This is a genomic window from Roseateles aquae (assembly GCF_032337115.1).
GTDB classification, from domain to species: domain Bacteria; phylum Pseudomonadota; class Gammaproteobacteria; order Burkholderiales; family Burkholderiaceae_C; genus Roseateles_C; species Roseateles_C aquae.
Genome location: NZ_JAVXZY010000002.1, coordinates 622060 through 644355 on the forward strand (window position 1 = coordinate 622060; position 22296 = coordinate 644355).

Here is a 22296-nt window from a genome sequence, read left to right on the forward strand (position 1 = left end):
GCAAGCAGGCACCAAAAATCGTTCAAACAGATCGACGAAACGCCAAGCGACAGCGACGCCTTACCGCCGCCAGCCAGCGGCCTCGCGGCGCTCCGTTCAACCTCATCAGTTCAACCTCCCCGGATCACTCACTTCAGAGCATCCAGGGCAGGCGGCCGCAAAGCTCACTTGCGCCGCGCGCTGCGCACACCGTTGACCTGCGCCACGCTGCGCAGTGCCTGAGCCAGGCGTGCCGAGTCGCTCACTTCAACCGTCAGGTTCATCCAGGAGTTCTCACCCTTGGATTGCTTGGACGGCTGCAGCTTCATCTCGGTGACGTTCATCTTCTCCTTGGCGAAGACTTCCAGCACATCGCGCAGCAGGCCGCTGCGATCAATCGCATCGATCACGACGTCTACCGCATACACCGTGCCACCGCGGCCCTGCTTGTCGGGGCTGCGCTGCTCGCCCCAGGTGACGGCGATCACCCGCTCCCCGGCACGCTGCGCCATCTCGCGCAGATTGCTGCAATCCTTGCGGTGGATGGCCACGCCCTTGCCGCGGGTCACATAGCCGGCGATGGCGTCCGGTGGCGCCGGCCGGCAGCAGCGCGCCAGATTGGTCAGCAGCGAATCAACGCCGACCACCAGCACCCCGCCCCCCTTGCTGGCCCCGGGGCGGCTGCGGCGTTGCGCCAGCAGCTCGTCGGGATCGGGCGCAGGCTCGGGCGGGCGCAGCAGCAGCTCGATATTGCGCAGCGAGTATTCGTCCTTGCCGACCACCTCGAACAGCGCGTCAGCATTCTTGAAGCCCAGCCGCGAGGCGAGTTCTTCCAGCTTGATCGCCGTCTTGCCTTCGCGCTGCAGGAATTTCTCGACCAGCTCGCGGCCCTTGGCAATCGTCTGCTGCTGCTGCTGGGCATTGAACCAGGCGCGCACCTTGGTGCGGCTGCGCTGGCTTTGCAGATAGCCGAGTTCCGGATTGAGCCAGTCCAGCGAGGGGCCACCCTCCTTGATCGCGGTGATCTCGACCGTCTGCCCGCTCTTGAGTGCCGTGTTCAGCGGCACCATCTGGCCATCGACCTTGGCGCCGCGGCAGCGATGGCCGAGGTCGGTGTGCACCTGGTAGGCGAAGTCTACCGGGGTCGAGCCGGCACTCAGCTCGACGATGGCCGCCTGGGGCGTGAAGACATAGATGCGATCGTCAAAGGCGGCCGCCTGCGCGCCCTCGCCTTCAACGAAATCGCGCTCCCAGGCCAGCAGCTGGCGCAGCACCGCCTTGCGCGCCTGTGCCACTTGTTCTTCGAAATCACCCGCGGCGCTGACGCCGGCATAGCCCTTGGTGCCCGCCTCCTTGTAAGCCCAGTGCGCGGCCACGCCGTGCTCGGCATGCTCGTGCATGGCGCGGGTGCGGATCTGCACCTCCATGGTCTTGCCGTCGGCACCGCTGACCACGGTATGCAGCGACTGGTAGCCATTGGGCTTGGGGCGGGCGATGTAGTCGTCGAACTCGCCGGCCACCGGCGTGTAGAGCTCGTGCAGGCGGCCCAGCGCCGTGTAGCAATCGGCCAGCTCGGGCACGATGACGCGCAAGGCACGCAGGTCAAACACCCGTTCCAAGCTCAGGCTCTTGCCCTGCATCTTTTTCCAGATGCTGTAGAGATGCTTGGGCCGCCCCTGCACCTGGGCGGCGATGCCCAGGGCCTGCAGCTCGCGTTCGACGGCGCAGCGTGCGGCTTCGACCCGCTGTTCGCGCTCGATCCGCTTCTCGTCCAGCGCACGCGCAATCTCGCGGTATTTCTCGGGCTCAAGAAAGCGGAAGGACAAGTCCTCCAGCTCCCATTTCATCTGCCAGATGCCCAACCGGTTGGCCAAGGGCGCGAAGACCTGCTGTGACTCCGCCGCCAGCGCCTGCGGGCAGTCCTTTTTGCAGGCCGCGAAATAGCGCAGCGTCTGCAGCCGCGAGGCCAGGCGCAGCAGCACCACGCGCAGATCGCGTGAGAAGGCCAGCAGCATCTTGCGCACCCGCTCGGTCTGCTCCTGCAGCCGCTCATCCTCGACGCGGGCCTCGCGGGCCGCGCGTTGGATCTGCACCAGCCGCCGCGTGTGCGTCACCAGGCTCGCATAGCTGTCGCCAAAGGCCTTGGCGACGATCTCCTCGGGCTTGTTCAGGAAATCGCCGGCATAGACCAGATAGGCCGCGGCCTGCATCGCCGGCGCCGCACCAATGCCGGCCAGGATGGCGGCCACGCCATCGGCATGGCCGAGCGCATCCTCGCCGGTGTCGAGCTGTTGGGCGCTGAGCAAGGGCTCGGCAAAGGCGCGCGCGCGCTGAATCGGGTCAGGGCTTGCCTCGCCCCCCGCCACGCTGCTGGCATCGGGCAGGCGCCGCGGCAGATCGGCATCCAGCAGCGCGACGATGGGCGCCGCCTGCTCGGCATGGTGCTGCAAGCCGGTCTTCATGCCTTGTTCAGAAAGCCTTCCACCAGGGCAATCTGTTCGGCCGCCACCAGCGTCGGCGCATGACCGACACCCGGCAGCTCGTGCAGCGTGGCGCGCGGGCCGCGCTGCGTCATCGCCTCGGCCGTCTCGCGGCTGAGCAGATCGGAGTCGGCGCCACGCAGCAGCAGGGCCTCGCAGCGCAGATGATCGTAGGCGGCCCACAGCGCGGCCTCGCCGGCAGCGGCCAGCTCGGGCGTCACCGCGGCAAAGGGCACGGCGATGCGCGGGTCGTAATGCAGGCGCAGCTTGCCATCGACGGCGCGGAACATCGGTCGCGACAGGGCCAGCCACTGCTCGGCGCTGTGCGGCCCAAAGCCCTGCGAGATCCCTTGCAGATACGCGGCGCCCTGCTCGGCGGTTTCAAACTCGACCGGCTGGCCCAGATAGCTGCCGATGCGCTGCAAGGCCTCGTAGCGGATCGAGGGGCCCACATCGTTCAGCACCAGCCGGCGCACCGGACTGCCCGGCAGAGCAGCCAGCCCCAGGCCGATCAGCCCGCCCATCGAGGTGCCGACCCAGTCGACCTGCTCGACGTCCAGCCGCGCCAGCAGGCTGACCATATCGGCCACATAGTTCGGGATCTGGTAATGCGCCGGATTGGCCAGCCAGTCGGAGCGGCCGCGGCCGACCACATCGGGGCAGATAACGCGGTACTGCGCGCTCAGGCGGCGGGCCAGGGCGTCGAAGTCGCGGCCCTGGCGGGCCAGGCCATGGACGCAGACCAGCACACGCGGGTTGTCACGCTGCCCCCACTCCCAGTAGGCCATCCGATGCAGACCCGCCGGGCCCAGGCATTGCAGCGATTTCAGCAAGGGTTCAGACATTGTTTGTATCCTCAGGCATCCGCCCTCGACGTCTGCCTGCTGTCACACGGCAAGTCCAAGGGGCTGGCCTGATCCATTGTCTACGAAGCTTCACCCAACTTTCGGAAGGAATCCTGCATATGTTGAAAGGCAAAACCGCCTTGGTCACCGGCTCGACCAGCGGCATCGGTCTGGGCATCGCCCTCTCACTGGCCCGCCAAGGTGTGAACATCGTGCTCAATGGCTTTGGCGATGTTGAAGGCCCCAAGGCCGAAGTTGCAGCCCTGGGGGTCAAGGTCGGCTATCACGGTGCCGACATGAGCAAGCCCGAGCAGATCGCCGAGATGATGAGCTATATCGACCGCGAATTCGGCGGCTGCGATGTTCTGGTCAACAACGCCGGCATCCAGCATGTGGCGCCGGTGCAGGACTTCCCGGTCGAGCGCTGGGACGCCATCATCGCCATCAATCTCAGCTCGGCCTTCCACACCACAAGGCTGGCCCTGCCCGGCATGCTGGCGCGCGGCTGGGGCCGCATCATCAATCTGGCCTCGGTGCACGGCCTGGTGGCCTCGGCGCAGAAATCGGCCTATGTGGCGGCCAAGCACGGCCTGGTCGGCTTCACCAAGGCAGTCGCGCTGGAAACGGCCACCTCGCCGGTCACCGTCAATGCGATCTGCCCCGGTTGGGTGCTGACGCCGCTGGTGCAAAAACAGGTCGACGCTCGCGCTGCCGCCGATGGCGTCGATGACGCCGAGGCCAAGCGCCGCCTGCTGGCTGAGAAGCAGCCCTCGCTGCAATTCACCACGCCGGAGCAATTGGGTGAGCTGGCCGTGTTTCTGTGCTCGGATGCGGCAGCTAATGTGCGGGGCCAGGCTTGGAGTCTGGATGGGGGGTGGACGGCGCAGTAGTGATGGAGCCCCTCGTCCAGCGGGTACGCTGGACGGTCCCCCGAGGGGACGGCCTCCGCTGGAGGCCATCGCGGGCCGGCTTGGGAGCGGCCCGATGGGAGCCTCTACTTCGTCATCACGACGACGCCGGTGACGTTGACGCTCACCGTGGCCTTGCCGGCTTCGACGGGCAGGGCTTCGTCTTGGACGGCCATGGCGGTTTTCAGGCGCGGGGCGGCGGCCATGGCGTAGGGCATGGCGTCCTGGGTGTTGACGCTGACTTCGCCGATCTGATAGCTGCCGTAGCCGAACTGGCGGGCGTAGTCGCCGGCCTTGGCCTTGAAGCGGGCGATGGCCTGGGCGACGACCTCGGCCTCATGCTTTTCGCGCGCCTCGCGAGACAGATTGAAGCTGACACGCGCGATGCTCATCGAGTTGATGCGACCGGTCAGCTGCGAGATTGCCAGCTGATCGCGGCCTTCAACCAGCAGTTCCACCGTGCCCTGCCAGCCGGCGATGCCGTTGCCGCCGTTCTTGTAGCGCGGGTAGATCGAGAAATTGCCGGTCTGCACCTCGACCTGGCCCGGCTTGGCAATCTTCTTGGCCTCGGCCAGCGCGGCGTCCAGCGCCAGCTTCAACGCGTTCTGCACCGCGGTGGCATCGGCACCGTCCTTGCTGGTGGAGAAAGCCAGGCTGATGGTGTCGCGCGGCACCTCGATCTGCGCGGTGGCGCTGAGATTCAGCGCATCACGGCGCGGTGCCGGGTCGGCCTGGGCATTGGACGCCACCGCGGCGAGGCTTGAAGCGGCCAGCAAAAGCGTGAGAAATTGTTTCATCGAAATCCTCTGAGTCGGTGCACCCTGCGGCGCAGGTTCTAGCCGAACCAGCTTAGCGCGCCGCTGACGGCAGCGGTTGACCCGCGGCAGAAAATGGCCTGCACCAAGTTGTTACCGAGCTGTAACGCCTGGCGCCGGACGGTGAAAGGCGGCGCCAAATCGCCGCCACAATGCCGTTGTTACAAATTCCGGAGTAGTTCATGAGCAGCAACCGAGCCAATCGCATCCTGGTGGTCGACGACGACGCCCGCATCCGCGATCTGCTGCGCCGCTATCTGGCGCAAGAGGGCTTTGAGGTGCTGCTGGCCGAAGACAGCAAGGCGCTGAACAAACAGCTGACCCGCGAAACGGTGGACCTGATCGTGCTCGACCTGATGCTGCCCGGCGAGGACGGCCTGTCGATCTGCCGCCGCCTGCGCGCGGCCAATGACAACACGCCCATCATCATGCTGACGGCCAAGGTCGAGGAAGTCGACCGCATCGTCGGCCTGGAGGTCGGTGCCGACGACTACCTGGCCAAGCCTTTCAACCCACGCGAACTGCTGGCCCGCATCAACGCGGTGCTGCGCCGCCGCCCGGCGCTGGAAGCGCCCGGCGCGCCAAGCAAGGAACCGATGACGGTCACCTTCGGTCCCTTCGAGTTCGATCTGGCGCTGCGCCGCCTGTCCAAGAACGGCGAATTGCTGTCGCTGACCACCGGCGAGTTCTCCATGCTCAAGGCCCTGGTGCGCCATCCGCGCCAGCCGCTGTCGCGTGACAAGCTGGCCCAGCTGGCGCGCGGCCGCGAATTCGAACCGTTTGACCGCAGCCTGGACGTGCAGATTTCGCGTCTGCGCAAGCTGCTCGAGGCCGACCCGGCCCAGCCACGCTACATTCAGACCGTCTGGGGCGTCGGTTATGTCTTCGTGCCGGAAGAGACCTGAAGCCCGTCAAGACCTGACCCCACCCCGCTGCCGCTGATCCCGCCCCTGCCTTGGCCACTCCCTCGACCCTGCTGCGCCAGCACCTGGCGCTGAACCTGTTCTGGCGCACCTTCTTCCTGATCGCGGTGCTGCTGCTCGGGTCCATCATCGCCTGGCAGCAGACCTTCAAGGCGCTGGACGCCGAACCGCGTGCGATCGAGACGGCCCACCAGCTGGCCGGCCTGGTCAATCTGAGCCGGGTGGCGCTGTCCAAGTCCGATGCGATCAACCGGGTGGCGGTGATCAAGTCGCTGACGCACAGCGAAGATGTGATGGTGCAGGTTGCCGAGGCCACCGACCAATGGCTGCCCTATGACACCACGCCCTTTGCCAAGAAGCTGGTCGCGGCGCTGAAGAGCCGTCTTGGCGACGAGATTGCCGTCGCGCGCAGCCTGAACAAGCAAACCGGCCTGTGGGTACGTTTCGACATCGGCAGCGACAGCTTCTGGCTGCGCACGAGCGACACGCCGGTGTCGGTCAGCGGCGTGAGCAACTGGTGGTGGTACCTGATCGCGCTGCTGGCCACGGCCGCCGGCTCGGCCATGATTGCCCGGCTGATCAACCAGCCGCTGCGCGAACTGTCGATCGCCGCCGGCCGCATTCGCGAGGGCGAGTACGACTCGCGGCTCGACGAGAACACCCGCACCAGCGAGATCCGCGAGGTCAATATGGGCTTCAACCGCATGGCCCGCGACCTGGCCAAGATGGAAGAAGACCGCAGCGTGATGCTGGCCGGCATCTCGCATGACCTGCGCACACCGCTGGCGCGCTTGCGGCTGGAGGCCGAGATGAGCGTCGTTGACGAGCAGGCCCGGCTCTATATGGCGCAAGACATCGACCAGCTCGACGCCATCATCAACAAATTCATGGACTACGCGCGGCCCAGCGAGCTGGTGCTGCATGCGCTGCCCTTGTGCGAGCTGATCGAGCGCGAGGTGCAGGGCTTTCGCGATCCGCTGCAGATCCGTATTCACAACCATGTGTCGCGCGCCATCATGGTCTGGGCCGACGAGGTCGAGCTGGGCCGCGTGATCACCAATCTGCTGGAGAACTCGCGCCGTTATGGCCATGCGCCCGACGAGGCCGCCGAGGTGCATATCAGCGCCGAGGCCTTTGGTGCCGAGGTGCTGCTGCGGGTGCGCGACCATGGCCCGGGTGTGCCGCCGGACAAGCTGTCCAAGCTGACCACGCCCTTCTTCCGCGGTGACGCCGCGCGCACGGCCGCCACCGGAGCCGGCCTGGGCCTGGCCATCGTCGAGAAATCCGTTGCGCGCATCGGCGGCGAGCTGCACATCAACAATGCCGATGGCGGCGGCTTGATCACCAGCCTGCGGCTCAGGCGCGCGCAATAAGAGCGTTAGCGATTTCGAATCAGTTTTCGAATCAGTTCGACAACAGCAGGCAGACCGCCCGCGCTTCGATGGCCCGGCCCTCGCCCACCGGCCCCATCTTCTCGGCCGTCTTGGCCTTGACGTTGACCTGAGCCACCGCCACACCCAGCACCTCGGCCAGGCGCTCGCGCATGGCCATGATGTGTGGCGCCATCTTGGGCGCCTGGGCGATGATGGTGCTGTCGATATTGGCCAGCTGCCAGCCCTGCTCACGTACACGGCGCCAGGCCTCGGCCAGCAGCACCATGGAATCGGCGCCCTTGAACTCGGCCGCGGTGTCGGGGAAGAGCTTGCCGATATCGCCCAGCGCTGCAGCACCCAGCAGCGCGTCGGTGATCGCATGGGCCAGCGCATCGGCATCAGAGTGGCCCAAGAGGCCGTGGCTGTGCGGAATGGTCACACCGCCCAGCACCAGCGGCCGCCCGCTGACCAGTTGATGGGTGTCCCAGCCTTCACCAATGCGTAGTGCGCTCATGCCTGCGACTCTTCTTTCTTCTTCAACAAATCGTAAGGGGCCTGCCAAGCGGGCAACCCCGCAATGCGCGCCAGCCAGGCTTGCAGGTGCGGCAGGTCAGCGGCGTCGAGCCCGGCCTGCTCCAGCCAGAACAAATAGCCGCAGCAGCTGAGGTCAGCGATGCTGGGCTCATCGCCGAGCAGGAAATCGCGGCCGGCCAGCGCCTCATCGAGGGTCTGCAAATCGGCACGCGCTCTTGCCTCCAGCCAGGCCATCACGGCAGGCGGCTGCGGGCTCCAATGCCGAGCAAAGCGCAGATTGGGCACCGAGAAGCCAATACGGTTCGCCTCCCAGCACAGCCATTCCCGCGCCGCTGCCGCATCGCCGCCCCACCACTGCGGGTGCTGCTCGGCCAGGCTCAAGAGAATCGCATTGCTCTGGCAGTACGCCCTGCCCTGCCAGACCAGCACCGGCACCTCACCAAAGCGGCTGGCCGCGCGAAAATCCGCAGGCCGCGCTTCGCGCGGTAGTTCCAGATCGATCCAGCGGTAGCGATGGGGAATGCGTGCCAGCGCCAACAGCAGCGCGACCTTGTAGCTGTGCCCCGACTCGTGGTTGCCGAAAAACACCGTGCTCGAATCCATCAGCGACTCCTCAGCAGGCGCTCAGCCAGTTCGAAATCGGCCGGCCAGGTGACCTTGAAGTTCTCCATCGTGCCCTCGACCAGCTTGGGCTGCAGGCCCAGCGCCTCGATCGCACTGGCCTCGTCGGTGATCTCGGCTCCCGGGCGCGCGAGCGCTTCACGCAACAGCCCCAGGCGAAACATCTGCGGCGTCTGCGCGGCCCATTTGCCGCGGCGGTCCACGGTGGTGGCGATACGCCCCTCAGGCGTGGACTGCTTCAAAGTATCGGCCACCGGCAGCGCCAGCAAGCCACCAACGGCGTCGCCGCGGCAGCCAGCGATCAAAGCCTGCACCGCCTCAGCGCGCAAGAGGCAGCGAGCGGCATCATGGACCAGCACCCAGTCGTGTTCGCGCGCACCACGCGCCAGCAGCGCCTCAAGTCCCGCTGCCACGCTCTCAGCCCGGCTGGCCCCGCCACAGTAGGCCTGCCAGCACGCGGCGGCACTGGCTGCCGGCATGCTGACGGTGAAACTATCGTCGTCGGAAGCCAACACCACCAGCGTGGCATGCAGCTCGGGCACCGCCGCCAGCGCGTCGACGGTGTGTGCCAACATGGGACGGTCCACAAGGGTGACGTATTGCTTGGGCTGGCTGGCGCCAGACCTCGCGCCAACGCCCGCAGCAGGGACCAGGGCGTAGAAACGGGACTCGGCAGTGCCGACGGCTGCCGACACTGCGCCGGTATCAGGCGAAATCATGCGGCGATTCTAAGGAGTCAGCATTGCCGCACAGGCAAGTTGGCTCGGCGCGCACAGCGCACACGCCCATCCCCACCCCCCTCATCCAAGGGGTCGCTAGGCTTTGCCCGCATACGGTGACACCGAGCACAGCCCTAGAGTCAAAGCTCGTACCTCGGGGTGGGTCCAGCTGGCATTGGCAGACACATGGCCTGACAGCAGCCTCGGGGAGCAGCTTTTCGTATCGAGAGTGAGGGGCATATGAAACTCGCAAGCAAACTGGCCTTGGCAGCGGCAAGCCTTGCCATCGCCGGCGCCGCGCACGCGGACTACACCGAGAGTTTTGACGATCTGGCCAGCAGCGGCTGGTCGCTGGTGAATCTGAGCAGCCCGGCAGGTCTGTCCTGGTTCCAGGGCAACGACGGCATCTTCGCCAGCCACTCCGGCGCCGCGAATTCCTTCGCAATGGCCAACTTCAACAGTGCAAACAACGGCGTTGGCAGCATCGACAACTGGCTGATCAGCCCTGTGATCAACCTCGGCGGTGCCACCCAACTAAGCTTTTATGCCCGCACTGAGAACACCACTGGCTTCCAGGACACGTTCAACGTGATGTTCACGACCACGGCTGCGGGTACTGCCGGCTTCGCGCCCGTGCTCGCCGCCGTGCAGGCCGAGGCCTCGGGTTGGACCAAGTACACGGTTCAGCTCCCTAGCGCCGCCACCGGCCGTATCGCCTTTGAATACACGGTCGCCAACGCCGACAACGCCAACGTCCTGGCCGTCGACACCGTCAGCGTCACCGCCGTGCCGGAACCCAGCAGCATCGCGCTGATGGGCCTGGGCGTTGCCGGCCTGGCACTGCTGCGCCGCCGCAAGCAAGACTGATCGCAGGACCACGAGTCCTGCATCGATTTCTCATTTGGCATTCCATTGAACAAGGATCTCGCCATGAAAAAGACTTTGACACTGGCCGCCGCGCTCGCCGCTGCGGCCATGCTGTGCAGCCCGGCGCACGCCGCCGGCTCCGGCATGCGCGTCACCAAGGACGCTGAAACCGGCAAGCTGCGCGCTGCCACCGCTGAAGAATCCGCCCGCCTCGATGCACTGGCCGGCAAGGCCATCAAGGAGCCGCGTGGCCTGCTGACCGGCAAGGTCGCACCCAAGGCCATCAAGCACGCCGATGGCAGCGTTGAGCAGGAACTGGACGAAAGCTCGCTGAGTTTTTCCGTCGTGACCCGCAACACCGATGGCTCGCTGGATACGCATTGCGTGACCGGCGCCGAAGCCGCTGACGCCCTCGTGTCGGGCAAGCAAAAACCGGCCAAGGCCGCCAAGGCAGCAAAGGAGCATCGCCATGACGACAAATAAGTACGCCCTGCTCAGCGCCGCTGCACTGGCTGCCGCCGCCTTCGTCGGCCAGGCCCAGGCTGCTGCCACCATCGTCATCAACAATATCAATGCCGCTGGCGTTGGTTTCAACGACGCGACGCCCGCTGCCCCCATCGGTGGCAACTCCGGCACCACGCTGGGCCAGCAACGCCTGATCGCGTTCACGCATGCTGCGAACATCTGGGGCGCCACGCTGACCAGCTCGCAGCCCATTGTCATCAACGCGCAGTTCACCGCACTGACCTGCACGGCGTCCAGTGCCACGCTGGGCAGTGCCGGCGCCACCTCGGTGTTCCGTGATTTCGCCAACGCCCCCAAGAGCGGCACTTGGTACTCCTATGCGCTGGCGAACAAGCTGTCCGGCAGCTATCTGGGTACTGCAAACGCGGCACAGATCAACGCCCGTTTCAACGTCAATCTGGGCAACACCGGCTGCCTGGACGGCACCCGGTGGTACCTGGGCCTGGACGGCAATCACGGCACGGACATCGACTTCGTCGTGACGCTGCTCCATGAAATGGGCCACGGCATCGGCTTCCAGACCTTCACCAACGGTTCGACCGGCGCATTCCTGTCCGACGGCGTCAACGGCTACCCTGCGGCCTGGGACCACTACCTGACCGACGCCAGCACCGGCCTGACCTGGGCGCAATCGACGGCGTCGCAGCGTGCGGCATCGGCGCTGAGCGTCGACAAGCTGGTCTGGAACGGTCCGATCGTCAACAACGAGATTCCGAACGTGCTGCGTCAGGGCAATCCGGGCTTGATCGTCAGCGGTGCGGCCAGCGGTGCCTCCGCCGGCAACTACGCCGTTGGCGAGGCCTCTTTCGGTCCAGCGCTGTCGACCACGCCGCTGGTGGGTCAAATCATGCCGGTGGTGACCTCGACCGGCACCTTGGACCTGGCCTGCAATGCCTTGACTGGCAACAGCGCCCTGGCGGTGAAGAACAATATCGCCCTGGTCAGTCGTGGCACCTGCGGCTTCGCCATCAAGGTGAAGAACGCTCAGAACGCCGGCGCCATCGGCGTGCTGATTGCCGACAACGCCCCCGGCGCACCGGCAGGCATGAGCGGCACCGACCCGACGATCACCATCCCCTCGGTGCGCATCGAGCAGGCCACTGGCGTCAAGCTGTTGACTGCACTGGCCAAGCGCAGCCGCACGTCCTCGGGCGTCGTCGCGACGCTGGGTATCGTTGGCACCCGCTACTCTGGTGCTGATGCTCAAGGTCGGATGATGATGTACGCGCCGGCCACCTTCGCCAGCGGTTCCTCGGTGTCGCACTTCGACACCACGGCCACTCGCAATCTGTTGATGGAACCGGCCATCAGCGGCGATCTGACGCACAACGTCATCCCGCCTTACGACCTGACCTTCCGCCTGCTGCAGGAAATCGGTTGGTAATCATCTGTCTCTAGCGCTTGCTCGCAAGCGCTGGTTCAAACAAGACGGCACTGCCTTCAAGGGCAGTGCCGTTTTTCTTTGCACTCAGCGAAAGGTGACGGGCTCAGAAGCCCTTGCCCTCGAAGTGCACCAGCTGGAATTCAACGCCCTTGCCGCTGCCGGGCTCAATAGACACAGCGCGGAAGTCCTTCTTCTTGCCGGCCTTGAAGCTCAGCGTGCCCTTGGCGGGCTTGCTGTCGTCGCAGCGCAGCTGATCGCTGTCCTTGCCAGCTTCGGCCTCACGCGGCGCACCCGCGCTGCAGTCCAGCACCTTGCCGTAGCGGGCCAAGGCATCGCGATAGAAGCGCGCCACGGCCTCGGCCGAGTCGCTGCTGCTGAATTTGGCCGCCTGCAGCTTGACGCCAAAGCTTCCGCCCCAAACGCCCATGCTGACCGCTGATTTGTCGTCACCACTGTCCTTGCGAGGCTGCGCACCGGGATACAGCGGCAGACCGATTTCATCGATGCTGGCCTGCGTCTGGAAGTCGATGCCGGCCTTGAAGGTGTCAGCGGCCTGCGCCTGCGTGGCGAGCACCAGCAGTGCCGTTCCAAAAGACAGGGCCAGGGTTTTGCTCATGTTCATCATGCACTCCTGATCAAGGACATGGCATCGATACTAGGCAGCGACGTCTCCGGCACCAAGCTGCAGTCGATGAAGCGAAGCGCAGCGCGCCTGGACTGCAATCGTTGCCGACGAAGCGGCTGATGCGCTGTGACGCGGGCAGAGCCGCCGCCCTGTCCCTACAATCAAGCCGGCCCCGCGTCCGGGGCTGTTCTCATTTGTGCGCCATGCAGCTCCCTTTGATCGTTCCCGGCAAGAAATTCAACCAGCCCCGCCCCATCGGTTCGGCCGATGCGCTGATCCTGGCCCGCTTTGCCCGCCAGCAGATGGCCGCCGGACGGCTGACCGCCATCATCACCGCCGAGCCGGGCGACACCCAGCGACTGGAAGACGAGTTGAAGTTCTTCGCGCCGGAGCTGCGCGTGGCCGTCTTCCCCGATTGGGAAACCCTGCCCTACGACAGCTTCAGCCCGCACCAGGACCTGATCTCCGAGCGCCTGGCCACGCTGTGGCGGCTGCTGCAGTCGCGCGGCCTGCCGGCCGATCAGCGCGAGGCCGATGTGGTGCTGCTGCCGGCCACCACGGCGCTCACGCGCTTGGCCCCGCCGGCCTTTCTGGCCGCCACCACCTTCAACTTCAAGCTCAAGCAGCGGCTGGATGAAGCCAGCCTGAAATCGCAGCTGACGCTGGGCGGCTACAGCCATGTCAGCCAGGTCGTCTCGCCCGGCGAGTACGCGGTGCGCGGCGGGCTGATCGATCTCTTCCCCATGGGCTCGCTGGTGCCTTACCGCGTCGATCTGTTCGGTGACGAGGTCGATTCGATCCGCACCTTTGATCCCGACAGCCAGCGCAGCCTCTACCCAGTGCCCGAGGTGCGCCTGCTGCCCGGCCGCGAGTTCCCGATGGACGAGGCGGCGCGCCAGGCCTTCCGTGCCCGCTGGCGCGAGAAGATGGATGGCGACCCGAGCAAGGCCCGCATCTACAAGGACATGGCGCAAGGCATCGCCACCGGCGGCATCGAATACTTCCTGCCGATCTTCTTCGAGCAGACGGCGACCATCTTCGACTACCTCGGCGAGCAATGCGCGCTGGCCCTGCACGGCGAGATCGACGAGGCGCTCGGCCGCTTCTGGACCGACACCCGCGAGCGCCATCGCTTCCTGCAGCACGACCCCGAGCGGCCCATCCTGCCGCCGGAAGAGATCTACCTCAAGGTTGAAGAGTTCTTCACCCTGACCCATGCCCACGCGGTGCTGGCACTGCGTGGCAACGAGGCGGTCGACTATGCACGGCCGCTGCCCGATGTGAGCGTCGAACGCGGCGCGCAGGAGCCCTTGGCAAGACTGGCCGCGCATCTGAAGAGCACGCCACATCGCGTGCTGCTGCTGGCCGAGAGCGAGGGCCGCCGCGAGAGCCTGCTGGAACTGCTGCGCGACAACAAGATCGACCCGCCCTCGGTGTCAGGTCTTGCCGAGTTCCAGGCATCGGACGAAAGGTTCGCCATCACGGCGGCGCCGCTGGCGGCGGGCTTCTTCTGGCATGAGCCGGAGGAAGGCCAGGACGCCGCAGGCGGACGTGGGGGCACGGTCATCCAGCTGTTCACCGAGACCGAACTCTTCGCCACCACGCCGACCACGCGGCGGCGGCGCAAGCAGGAGCAGGTGTCGGACGTCAACGCGCTGATCAAGGACCTGTCCGAGCTCAAGGTCGGCGATCCGGTCGTGCACAGCAATCACGGCATCGGCCGCTACCAGGGCCTGATCAATATCGATATCGGCGACGGTGCGTCCGAGTTCCTGCATCTGGAGTATGCGGACAAGGCCACGCTCTATGTGCCGGTGGCCCAGCTTCATCTGATCAGCCGCTACACCGGCGTGTCAGCAGAGGAAGCGCCGCTGCACAAGCTCGGCTCGGGCCAATGGGAAAAAGCCAAGCGCCGCGCCGCCGAGCAGGTGCGCGACACGGCCGCCGAGCTGCTCAATCTCTATGCCCGCCGCGCCGCCCGCGAGGGCCATGCCTTCCGCTACTCGGGCCATGACTACGAGGCCTTTGCCGCCAGCTTCGGCTTCGAGGAAACGCCGGACCAGCGGGCCGCCATCCATGCGGTGATCCAGGACATGATCTCGCCAAAGCCAATGGACCGCCTGGTCTGCGGCGATGTCGGCTTTGGCAAGACCGAGGTGGCGCTGCGCGCCGCCTTTGTCGCGGTGATGGGCGGCAAGCAGGTGGCCGTGCTGGCGCCGACCACGCTGCTGGCCGAGCAGCACTACCAGAACATCGCCGACCGCTTCGGCAAGTGGCCGGTCAAGGTCGCCGAGATGAGCCGCTTCCGCTCCAGCAAGGAGATCAAGGCGGCCATGGAAGGCCTGGCCGACGGCACCATCGACATCGTCATTGGCACACACAAGCTGCTTTCTTCGGATGTGAAGTTCGCGCGCCTGGGGCTCTTGGTGATCGATGAGGAACACCGCTTTGGCGTGCGCCACAAGGAGGCGATGAAGGCGATGCGCGCCGAGGTCGACGTGCTGACGCTGACCGCCACGCCGATCCCGCGCACGCTGGGTATGGCGCTGGAGGGCCTGCGTGACCTCAGCGTGATCGCCACCGCGCCGCAGCGCCGCCTGGCGATCAAGACCTTTGTCCGCGCCGAGAGCAGCGGCACCATCCGCGAGGCGGTGCTGCGCGAGTTGAAGCGCGGCGGCCAGGTCTACTTCCTGCACAACGAGGTCGAGACGATTGAGAACCGCCGGCAGAAGCTGGAGGAGCTGATTCCCGAGGCGCGCATCATCGTTGCCCATGGCCAGATGCCCGAGCGCGAGCTGGAGCGGGTGATGCGCGAGTTCGTCGGCGGCAAACACAATGTGCTGCTGTGCTCGACCATCATCGAGACCGGCATCGACGTCCCCAGCGCCAACACCATCGTCATCAGCCGGGCCGACAAATTCGGCCTGGCCCAGCTGCACCAGCTGCGCGGTCGCGTCGGCCGTTCGCACCACCAGGCCTATGCCTATCTGATGGTGCCGGACATCGAGGGCCTGACCAAGCAGGCCGCCCAACGCCTAGAGGCCATCCAGGCCATGGAAGAGCTGGGCTCGGGCTTCTATCTGGCCATGCACGATCTGGAGATCCGCGGCGCCGGCGAAGTGCTGGGCGAGAACCAGAGCGGCAACATGATGGAAGTCGGCTTCCAGCTCTACAACGACATGCTCAGCGAGGCCGTGCGCTCGCTGAAGGCCGGCCGCGAGCCCGATCTGCTCTCGCCGCTGGGCGCCACCACCGAGATCAATCTGCATGCGCCGGCGCTCTTGCCCGACGCCTATTGCGGTGATGTCCATGTGCGCCTGTCGCTGTACAAGCGCCTGGCCACCGCCGAGAAGGCCGAGCAGATCGACGCCATGCTGGAAGAAATCACCGACCGCTTCGGCAAGCTGCCGGCCCAAGGCCAGACCCTGTTCGACACGCACCGCCTGCGCGTGCTGGCCAAGCCCTACGGCGTGGCCAAGATCGACGCCGCACCGACGGTGATGAACATCAACTTCCGCCCCAACCCGCCGATCGACGCGATGCGCGTGATCGAACTGGTGCAGAAGAACAAGACCATCAAGCTGGTCGGCAACGACAAGCTGCGCATCGACAAACAGCTCAGCGATCCCAAGGACCGCGCGCAGGCCATCCGCGAGGTGCTGCGACTGCTCGGCGCCCCGATAAGGCAAGACTGATATGCAAGACCTGACCCTCCCGCCGCTGACGATCCGGGGCTTCACCCCGCCGCTGCGCCTGGCCGACTTCCGGCTCGCCGCCTTCGACATGGACTCGACGCTGATCACGATCGAGTGCATCGATGAGATCGCCGCCGCCGCGGGCCGGAAGGCCGAGGTGGCTGCCATCACCGAGGCGGCCATGCGCGGCGAGATCAGCGATTTCAAGGACAGCCTGCGCCGCCGCATGGCCTTGCTCAAAGGTGTGCCGGTGGCCGCGCTGGAGCAGGTCTTGCGTGAACGGCTGCAGTTCAACCCGGGCGCCCGCGAGCTTTGCGCGGCGCTGAAGGCGGCAGGCCTGAAGCTGGTGCTGGTCTCGGGCGGCTTCACGTTCTTCACGCGTTATGTCGCGGCTGAACTGGGCATAGACTGGGTGCGCAGCAATGAGCTGGAGATCCGCGACGGCGTCCTCACCGGCGGCCTGGTGATGCAGGCCTGGGGCGAGATCTGCGATGGCGAAGAAAAGCGCCGCATGCTGCTGCAATGCGCAGCCGAGATCGGCGCCACGCCAGCCCAGTGCATGGCCATCGGCGATGGCGCGAACGACCTGCCGATGATGGGCGCTGCCGGGCTCTCGGTGGCCTATCAAGCCAAGCCCAAGGTGTGCGAACAGGCCATGGTGGCGATCAACGCGGGCGGGCTGGATCAACTGCTCACGGTGCTGCAATGAGAGTCGCCGTGCCGCTGGACAAGGCCAGCCGCATCCTCAACCACGGGCCGACGGTGCTCGTCACCAGTCAGCACGCTGGCCGCCGCAATGTGATGGCCGCGGCCTGGAATATGACGCTGGACTTCGTGCCGCCCAAGGTCGCGGTGGTGATCGACAAGCAGACACTGACGCGTGAACTGATTGCAGCCAGCCGCAGCTTCGTGCTGGCCGTGCCCTGTGTGGCACAGGCGGCGATGGTCACGGCGGTGGGCCACAACAGCGGCCGGGATCTCGACAAGCTCGCGCAGCATGGGCTGCAAAGCACGCCAGCGTCGCTCGTCGATGCGCCTCTGATCGACGGCTGCCTCGCCTGGCTCGAATGCCGCGCCTACGCCGAGCCGCACAACGAGCAGGTCTACGACCTCTTTCTTGCCGAAGTCGTGGCCGCCTGGGCCGAGGACTGGGCCTTCGCCGACGGGCGCTGGATCCCGCAGGCAGACGAATCGCGCCGCACGCTGCACCATCTGGGCGGCGGGCGCTACCTCAGCAGCAGCGGGCTGATCGATACTCCCCGCTAAGGGCAATTGCACGGCCGCGGCGATGGCTCATAGTTCGAAACGCATGCAGTTCGCCTGCTTCAGCCCCGAGGGTCGGGCGCCTGCCCCCCCGTATTTCGCTGCCGCATACTCAACGTTGCAAGGCAGGCGCTGCGGAACCGCCGTCAAGACATCTGCGCAAGAACTCCCGGTTTATTGCATCACCCTGCCACGAACGCCTGGTGGATTTATTACGTCGCACAAACTGGTAATCGCCTAGCGAATAACCATTCAAGCGCAACACGGCTGAAGGTCCGAAGTCCAGATCCTTGGGCAAGCTGTCGACGAGCGGCACACCTCTTCGGTAAACCGCGTCACTGTAGCTCAGCAAAATGCCGCCATCACTGAGCACCTCTCCTATTACAAAGCCCCAGCCTCTGATGTATTCGTCTTGTTCCCACGTACCGCAGATCCGTCGACCGAACAGTTCCAAATGCAAGTCGAACCAAGCGAGTGTCTGCTCACCAATTGCGCAATCTTCGCCGTATGCGACATCAACCAAGCGGGGATTGCACCAAAGACGGTAGCTCCGCCAATCGGCTGCCGGGCCATTCGGTCGTTCGCCACGATTCCAAATTGGCATTGGCAACTCCGAGGTCTTGACTCGCGCGACATCTTCATGATGGCTGGCAAGCCCAACAAACATCAGGCATCCAGCCCGGTACTCAAACACGAAGTCCCCGAGCCACTCGTCGTTCGGGTTGTATACAGCCACTCTCGCACCTGACGACTCGCCCTCGCGCACCGCGACGGTGTACCCAGCCAACGGTGCCATGAGCAACGGCTTGATGTCATCCAGGCGGCTTAGCATTCTTTCCCCAGTACGTCCCGACGATGAAACACCGTCGAGGTCCGCAACGCATTCGCTTCCGCGCTTAACGCCATTGGGACACTCCCAAAGGTAGTCCGTGAACCGATCCGTCATTCGTGTGCGGAGGTCTATCAAGCCAAGCCTGGCATCGCGAAGAAATGAATCTACTGATTCTGGGTGCTTCTCATTGCATTCAATGCCGCCTGCACGTGCCGAATTGCCAGCTAGCAATTGCGCGAGCACCCCAATGAGCAGAGCGCTCACAAGACGAATTAGCATCGCCACCCCCTAACGTGTCTGGCGCAGTGTAACGAGGTCATGCATTCGCTTTGCAAGCGCCGACACCCGCCCCTGTCGTGACGCTCGCAGCTCCTTTGGCACGCCAGTCCGACTGTGCGACGACTTTGTCGCTCAATCGGCCTGCCGGCGGCCGAACTGGGCATGGACTGGGTGCGCAGCAATGAACTCGAGATCGTCGACGGCGCGCTCACCGGCGGCCTGGTGATGCAGGCCTGGGGCGAGATTTGCGATGGCGAGGAAAAGCGCCGCATGCTGCTGCAATGCGCGGCCGAGATCGGCGCCCAGCCCTCGCAGTGCATCGCCGTCGGCGACGGCGCCAACGACCTGCCGATGATGGGCGCGGCCGGTCTGTCGGTGGCCTATCACGCCAAGCCACGGGTGCGCGAGCAGGCCATGGTGGCCATCAATGACGGTGGGCTGGACCGACTTTTGACGCTGTTCCACTGATTTCCAGCGCCCGAGCCGGCTATCCTGTGCGGATGCGGCCGGCAGAGCCGCGATCAATCATGCCAGTGACCAGGAGACAAGATGCAGCGACGCTCGATACTGCGCCTCGGCGGTGCAATGGCCAGCGCCAGTCTGGGCCTCGGCTGCGCGCCACGTGGCCCGCTGCGCATCGGCTTCATTGGCGGCCTGTCGGGCAAGTTTGCCGACCTGGGCATTGCCGAGCGCAATGGCGCGCTATGGGCCGTCGAGGAGGCCAACCGCCAGGGCGGCGCCCGGGGACGCAGCATCGAGCTGGTCGAACGCGACGATGCGCAGGACAAGGAGCAGTTGCTCAAGGGCCTGCGCGAGCTGGCGGCGCTCGATGTGCTGGCCGTCGTCGGCACGGCGACCAGTTCGATGGGGGTGATCGCCGCACCGGCTGCTGCCGAGCTGGGCCTGACCTTGGTCTCGCCAACGGCCACCACCGCCGCGCTGACCGCCAAGGACGATGCGATGGTGCGCGTCTGCAACGATGCTGCAGCCTACGGAGCCGCCTCGGCCCAGACCTACACCCGGCACCTGGGCATGCGCCGCGTCGCCACGCTGGCCGATCTGGCCAATGCCGACTATGTGCAGAGCTGGACGGGGGCCTTCTGCGGCACGGCGAGCCAGGCCGGCGTTCAGATCGTCGCCAAGCTCGAATTCAACTCCACCAAGTCGCCAGACCACGGCGCGCTTGCGGTTCGACTGCTGGAAGGCGAGCCTGATGTCATCGCGCTGGCCTGCAGCGGCGTGGACACCGCGGTGCTGATCCAGAAGCTGCGCCAGCTCCGGCCCGAGCAGGCCATCGCCAGCTCCGGCTGGGCCTCGACCGGCAGGGCGCTGGAACTGGCCGGCCGCGCCGGCGAAGGCGTCTACTTCGAGCAGTACATCGACTTCTTCGACCAGCGCCCCGCCTTTGTCGAATTCAACCGCCAGTATCAGGAGCGCTTTCGCCAGCCGGCCGGCTACCCGGGTCTGCTGGGTGCCGATGCGGCCGGGCTGCTGATCGCCGCCGCGCGCGCCGACGTCAGCCGCGCCAGCATCAAGACGGCACTGATCAATCGCAAGCACCAGGGCCTGCAGGGCGAGTTCGCAATTGACGGCTTTGGCGACACCCAGCGGCCGGTGCATTTCACCGTGGTCAGGAATGGCCAGTTTGCCCCTGTCGATTGGCCCCGCTGAGATTCGCCCGTTTGACATGTCGCTGCTGCGCCCCCGCCCCACTGAACGGCTGAACCAGCTGCTGCTGCGCCGCGTGCTGGTGCTCACCAGCCTGCAGCTGCTGCTGGGCCTGCTGGCCGTCTGGCTGCTGCTTGCGCCCGAGCTGGAGCGCCAGGCCGGCGTGGCCATGCAGACGGCCGCCGAATCGATCGCCAAGCGGCTGATCGCCCAGGTGGCGCAGGCCGACAGCAGCGTGCAAAGCGCCGCGCAACTGCTGGCCAGCGGCCGCAGCGGCGATGCGCAGTTGGAGCAGGCGGTGCTGAACATGGTCAGCGCGCAGTCGCCGGCCATTGTGTCCAGCTATCTGCTCAACAGCGACGGCATCGTCCGCGCGATGAGCAGCAAGGAAGCCGCTGAAGCACAGCGTCAGCAACAGATCGGCATGGACCTGTCGCGCAGCCCCGTGTTTGCGATGCGCAGCCGGGCGGGCGGTGGTTTTTCGGAACCGTATTTGTCCACCGTTGGCGAGCGCCTGACGGTCGCCGCCGTCCACGATGCTGGCACCAGCGGCCTGATGATCGGTGAGCTGAGCCTGGCCGTGCTGTCGCGCGAGCTGGGCCAGGCCGCCGGCGAATCGGGCTTCAGCGCAATGATCATCGATGCTCAGGGTCGCGTGATCGCCCATCGCGACGCACTGGCCGCTCAGCGCTCGGTGCAACTGAGCGTTCAGCAGCTGCAAGAACTGGAGCAAGAGACAGGGCTCAAGCCGCTGCGCATGGACGAGCGCGACTGGCTGGCCGTCAGCAGCTCGGTGCTGCAGGCCCGCGGCCTGGGTTGGCGGCTGCTGATCCTGCAGCCGCGCGAGGCCTTGCTGCGGCCCGTGCGCCAGGTGGTCATCGGCGCCATCGTCATTGGCCTCTTGATGGTCAGCGTGCTGATGGCGGTGGCCCTGGGCTTTGGCCGTCGCCTGGCGGCCATTGCCAGTCGGCTGGCCGATCATGCCGACGAGCTGGCCGCCGGCCGCGTGCTGCCGCCCAAGGTTCAGGGCATCGAGGAGTTCGACCGGCTGATCGAGCATCTTGACGCGATGGCCAAGGCCGTCAAGGAGCGCGAGCTGGCGCTGCAGCAGCTCAATGCCGGGCTGGAAGAAAAGGTCAGCCTGCGCACGCAGAGCCTGGAGCAAACGCTGGCCCAGCTGAAGGAGACGCAGGATGAGCTGATCCACTCCGGCAAGCTGGCCGCACTGGGCTCGCTGGTGGCCAATGTGGCCCATGAGCTGAACACGCCGATCGGCAATGCGCTGATGGCCGCCACCACGGTCAAGGAAGGCGCCGCGCAGTTCAGCGAGAACCTTCAGGCCGGCAAACTGACGCGCAGCCAGGCCAGCAGCGCGCTGGAACACCTCAGCGAAGGCGCCAATATCGTCGAGCGCAATCTCTACCGTGCCGCCACCCTGGTGCGCTCCTTCAAGCAGGTGGCGGTGGACCAAACCTCCGAGCAGCACCGGCCTTTCGAGCTGGCCACGGTGTTGAAGGAAATCGCCACCCTGGTCAGCCCGACCCTGAACAAGACCCGCGCCGAGCTGCGTTGCAGCGCCGCCGATGAGATCGAGATGGAAGGCTATCCCGGCCCGCTGGGCCAGGTGCTGACCAATCTGGTCGAGAACGCCGCACTGCACGGCCTGGAGGCCGGCGCCGGTGTCATCGAGGTGGAGGGGCGGCTGCTGGATGCCGACACGGTCGAGCTGCGCGTGCGCGACCACGGCAAGGGCATGGACGAAGCCACGCTGCAGCGCATCTTCGACCCCTTCTTCACCACGCGCCGCCAGCATGGCGGCACCGGCCTGGGCATGACCATCGTGCACAACCTGGTCAGCGGCATCCTACGCGGCCAGATCAGCGTGCAGAGCCAGCCCGGCGAAGGCACCGAGTTCAGCGTGCGGCTACCCCGGGTGATTGCCGCGCCGGAGCACTGACGAA

19 protein-coding genes and 1 pseudogene are annotated in these 22296 nt (G+C 65.9%); 12 read left to right on the forward strand and 8 right to left on the reverse strand.

What is annotated here, in order from left to right; genetic code table 11:
* Positions 1-164: 164 nt before the first annotated feature.
* Positions 165-2441, reverse strand: a complete 2277-nt coding sequence (locus tag RQP53_RS08010; RefSeq protein ID WP_315649700.1) for a RelA/SpoT family protein — start codon at positions 2439-2441, stop codon at positions 165-167.
* On the reverse strand, positions 2438-3304 hold the full coding sequence (locus RQP53_RS08015) for an alpha/beta fold hydrolase (RefSeq protein WP_315649701.1): 867 nt from the start codon (positions 3302-3304) through the stop codon (positions 2438-2440). Before RQP53_RS08015 ends, RQP53_RS08010 begins: the two co-directional genes overlap by 4 nt.
* A gap of 119 nt (positions 3305-3423) precedes the next feature.
* On the opposite strand from RQP53_RS08015, the gene RQP53_RS08020 reads away from it, so the two are divergent.
* Positions 3424-4194 (forward strand): 3-hydroxybutyrate dehydrogenase, encoded by a 771-nt coding sequence (locus tag RQP53_RS08020; RefSeq protein ID WP_315649702.1) that lies wholly within the window; start codon positions 3424-3426, stop codon positions 4192-4194.
* A gap of 104 nt (positions 4195-4298) precedes the next feature.
* Here the strand turns inward: RQP53_RS08020 and RQP53_RS08025 are convergent, their stop codons facing one another.
* Positions 4299-5009 (reverse strand): SIMPL domain-containing protein, encoded by a 711-nt coding sequence (locus RQP53_RS08025; RefSeq protein WP_315649703.1) that lies wholly within the window; start codon positions 5007-5009, stop codon positions 4299-4301.
* Between the two features lie 200 nt (positions 5010-5209).
* Between RQP53_RS08025 and ompR the strand changes: the two genes are divergently transcribed.
* The gene (gene ompR, locus RQP53_RS08030; protein WP_315649704.1) at positions 5210-5932 is read left to right on the forward strand and encodes an osmolarity response regulator transcription factor OmpR; all 723 of its coding nucleotides are present in this window, start codon (positions 5210-5212) and stop codon (positions 5930-5932) included.
* A gap of 50 nt (positions 5933-5982) precedes the next feature.
* Positions 5983-7323, forward strand: coding sequence for an ATP-binding protein (locus RQP53_RS08035; RefSeq protein ID WP_315649705.1), 1341 nt, complete (start codon positions 5983-5985; stop codon positions 7321-7323).
* Between the two features lie 31 nt (positions 7324-7354).
* On the opposite strand, the gene ispF is transcribed toward RQP53_RS08035, so the two are convergent.
* Genes ispF through ispD form a run of 3 tightly spaced genes read right to left on the reverse strand, consistent with a single transcriptional unit; the run spans position 7355 to position 9197 of the window.
* Complete coding sequence (gene ispF / locus RQP53_RS08040; RefSeq protein WP_315649706.1) at positions 7355-7837, reverse strand: 2-C-methyl-D-erythritol 2,4-cyclodiphosphate synthase; 483 nt, start codon at positions 7835-7837, stop codon at positions 7355-7357.
* Positions 7834-8460 (reverse strand): glutathione S-transferase family protein, encoded by a 627-nt coding sequence (locus tag RQP53_RS08045; RefSeq protein WP_315649707.1) that lies wholly within the window; start codon positions 8458-8460, stop codon positions 7834-7836. The genes ispF and RQP53_RS08045 overlap by 4 nt, the downstream gene beginning before the upstream one ends.
* Entirely contained in the window at positions 8460-9197 is a 738-nt protein-coding gene (gene ispD, locus RQP53_RS08050; protein WP_315649708.1) for a 2-C-methyl-D-erythritol 4-phosphate cytidylyltransferase, read from the reverse strand. Before ispD ends, RQP53_RS08045 begins: the two co-directional genes overlap by 1 nt.
* Positions 9198-9437: 240 nt before the next feature.
* Between ispD and RQP53_RS08055 the strand changes: the two genes are divergently transcribed.
* The 3 genes from RQP53_RS08055 to RQP53_RS08065 all read left to right on the forward strand — a co-directional run bounded on the left by RQP53_RS08055 (position 9438) and on the right by RQP53_RS08065 (position 11973).
* Positions 9438-10064, forward strand: coding sequence for a choice-of-anchor J family PEP-CTERM protein (locus RQP53_RS08055; RefSeq protein ID WP_315649709.1), 627 nt, complete (start codon positions 9438-9440; stop codon positions 10062-10064).
* 63 nt (positions 10065-10127) lie between these two features.
* Positions 10128-10547 (forward strand): post-PEP-CTERM-1 domain-containing protein, encoded by a 420-nt coding sequence (locus RQP53_RS08060; protein WP_315649710.1) that lies wholly within the window; start codon positions 10128-10130, stop codon positions 10545-10547.
* Complete coding sequence (locus RQP53_RS08065; RefSeq protein ID WP_315649711.1) at positions 10534-11973, forward strand: PA domain-containing protein; 1440 nt, start codon at positions 10534-10536, stop codon at positions 11971-11973. Before RQP53_RS08060 ends, RQP53_RS08065 begins: the two co-directional genes overlap by 14 nt.
* A 103-nt stretch (positions 11974-12076) precedes the next feature.
* Here RQP53_RS08065 and RQP53_RS08070 read toward each other — a convergent pair whose 3' ends face one another.
* Entirely contained in the window at positions 12077-12595 is a 519-nt protein-coding gene (locus RQP53_RS08070; protein ID WP_315649712.1) for a hypothetical protein, read from the reverse strand.
* A 206-nt stretch (positions 12596-12801) separates the two neighbouring features.
* On the opposite strand from RQP53_RS08070, the gene mfd reads away from it, so the two are divergent.
* Genes mfd through RQP53_RS08085 form a run of 3 tightly spaced genes read left to right on the forward strand, consistent with a single transcriptional unit; the run spans position 12802 to position 17559 of the window.
* Positions 12802-16293, forward strand: a complete 3492-nt coding sequence (mfd, locus tag RQP53_RS08075) for a transcription-repair coupling factor (RefSeq protein WP_315649713.1) — start codon at positions 12802-12804, stop codon at positions 16291-16293.
* A gap of 1 nt (position 16294) precedes the next feature.
* Positions 16295-17002: a phosphoserine phosphatase SerB gene (serB, locus tag RQP53_RS08080; protein WP_315649714.1), complete on the forward strand. Its 708-nt coding sequence runs from the start codon at positions 16295-16297 to the stop codon at positions 17000-17002.
* Positions 16999-17559 carry a flavin reductase family protein gene (locus tag RQP53_RS08085; protein ID WP_315649715.1) on the forward strand — a complete coding sequence of 187 codons (561 nt, stop codon included), beginning with the start codon at positions 16999-17001 and terminating at the stop codon, positions 17557-17559. The genes serB and RQP53_RS08085 overlap by 4 nt, the downstream gene beginning before the upstream one ends.
* 109 nt (positions 17560-17668) lie before the next feature.
* On the opposite strand, the gene RQP53_RS08090 is transcribed toward RQP53_RS08085, so the two are convergent.
* Positions 17669-18652, reverse strand: coding sequence for a hypothetical protein (locus tag RQP53_RS08090; protein ID WP_315649716.1), 984 nt, complete (start codon positions 18650-18652; stop codon positions 17669-17671).
* Between the two features lie 171 nt (positions 18653-18823).
* On the opposite strand from RQP53_RS08090, the pseudogene RQP53_RS08095 reads away from it, so the two are divergent.
* From RQP53_RS08095 to RQP53_RS08105, 3 genes and pseudogenes are all read left to right on the forward strand, one after another.
* Positions 18824-19135 (forward strand): annotated as a pseudogene (locus RQP53_RS08095) (HAD family hydrolase); the annotation flags it as partial.
* An 81-nt stretch (positions 19136-19216) separates the two neighbouring features.
* Positions 19217-20338, forward strand: a complete 1122-nt coding sequence (locus tag RQP53_RS08100; protein ID WP_315649717.1) for an ABC transporter substrate-binding protein — start codon at positions 19217-19219, stop codon at positions 20336-20338.
* Between the two features lie 16 nt (positions 20339-20354).
* Positions 20355-22292, forward strand: a complete 1938-nt coding sequence (locus RQP53_RS08105; RefSeq protein WP_315649718.1) for a sensor histidine kinase — start codon at positions 20355-20357, stop codon at positions 22290-22292.
* Positions 22293-22296: the final 4 nt, after the last annotated feature.

Coding starts and splice junctions, on each gene's coding strand:
- RQP53_RS08010 (WP_315649700.1), bottom strand. CDS start 2,441: ATGAAGACCGGCTTGCAGCACCATGCCGAGCAGGCGGCGCCCATCGTC.
- RQP53_RS08015 (WP_315649701.1), bottom strand. CDS start 3,304: ATGTCTGAACCCTTGCTGAAATCGCTGCAATGCCTGGGCCCGGCGGGT.
- RQP53_RS08020 (WP_315649702.1), top strand. CDS start 3,424: ATGTTGAAAGGCAAAACCGCCTTGGTCACCGGCTCGACCAGCGGCATC.
- RQP53_RS08025 (WP_315649703.1), bottom strand. CDS start 5,009: ATGAAACAATTTCTCACGCTTTTGCTGGCCGCTTCAAGCCTCGCCGCG.
- ompR (WP_315649704.1), top strand. CDS start 5,210: ATGAGCAGCAACCGAGCCAATCGCATCCTGGTGGTCGACGACGACGCC.
- ispF (WP_315649706.1), bottom strand. CDS start 7,837: ATGAGCGCACTACGCATTGGTGAAGGCTGGGACACCCATCAACTGGTC.
- RQP53_RS08045 (WP_315649707.1), bottom strand. CDS start 8,460: ATGGATTCGAGCACGGTGTTTTTCGGCAACCACGAGTCGGGGCACAGC.
- ispD (WP_315649708.1), bottom strand. CDS start 9,197: ATGATTTCGCCTGATACCGGCGCAGTGTCGGCAGCCGTCGGCACTGCC.
- RQP53_RS08055 (WP_315649709.1), top strand. CDS start 9,438: ATGAAACTCGCAAGCAAACTGGCCTTGGCAGCGGCAAGCCTTGCCATC.
- RQP53_RS08060 (WP_315649710.1), top strand. CDS start 10,128: ATGAAAAAGACTTTGACACTGGCCGCCGCGCTCGCCGCTGCGGCCATG.
- RQP53_RS08065 (WP_315649711.1), top strand. CDS start 10,534: ATGACGACAAATAAGTACGCCCTGCTCAGCGCCGCTGCACTGGCTGCC.
- RQP53_RS08070 (WP_315649712.1), bottom strand. CDS start 12,595: ATGAACATGAGCAAAACCCTGGCCCTGTCTTTTGGAACGGCACTGCTG.
- mfd (WP_315649713.1), top strand. CDS start 12,802: ATGCAGCTCCCTTTGATCGTTCCCGGCAAGAAATTCAACCAGCCCCGC.
- serB (WP_315649714.1), top strand. CDS start 16,295: ATGCAAGACCTGACCCTCCCGCCGCTGACGATCCGGGGCTTCACCCCG.
- RQP53_RS08085 (WP_315649715.1), top strand. CDS start 16,999: ATGAGAGTCGCCGTGCCGCTGGACAAGGCCAGCCGCATCCTCAACCAC.
- RQP53_RS08100 (WP_315649717.1), top strand. CDS start 19,217: ATGCAGCGACGCTCGATACTGCGCCTCGGCGGTGCAATGGCCAGCGCC.
- RQP53_RS08105 (WP_315649718.1), top strand. CDS start 20,355: ATGTCGCTGCTGCGCCCCCGCCCCACTGAACGGCTGAACCAGCTGCTG.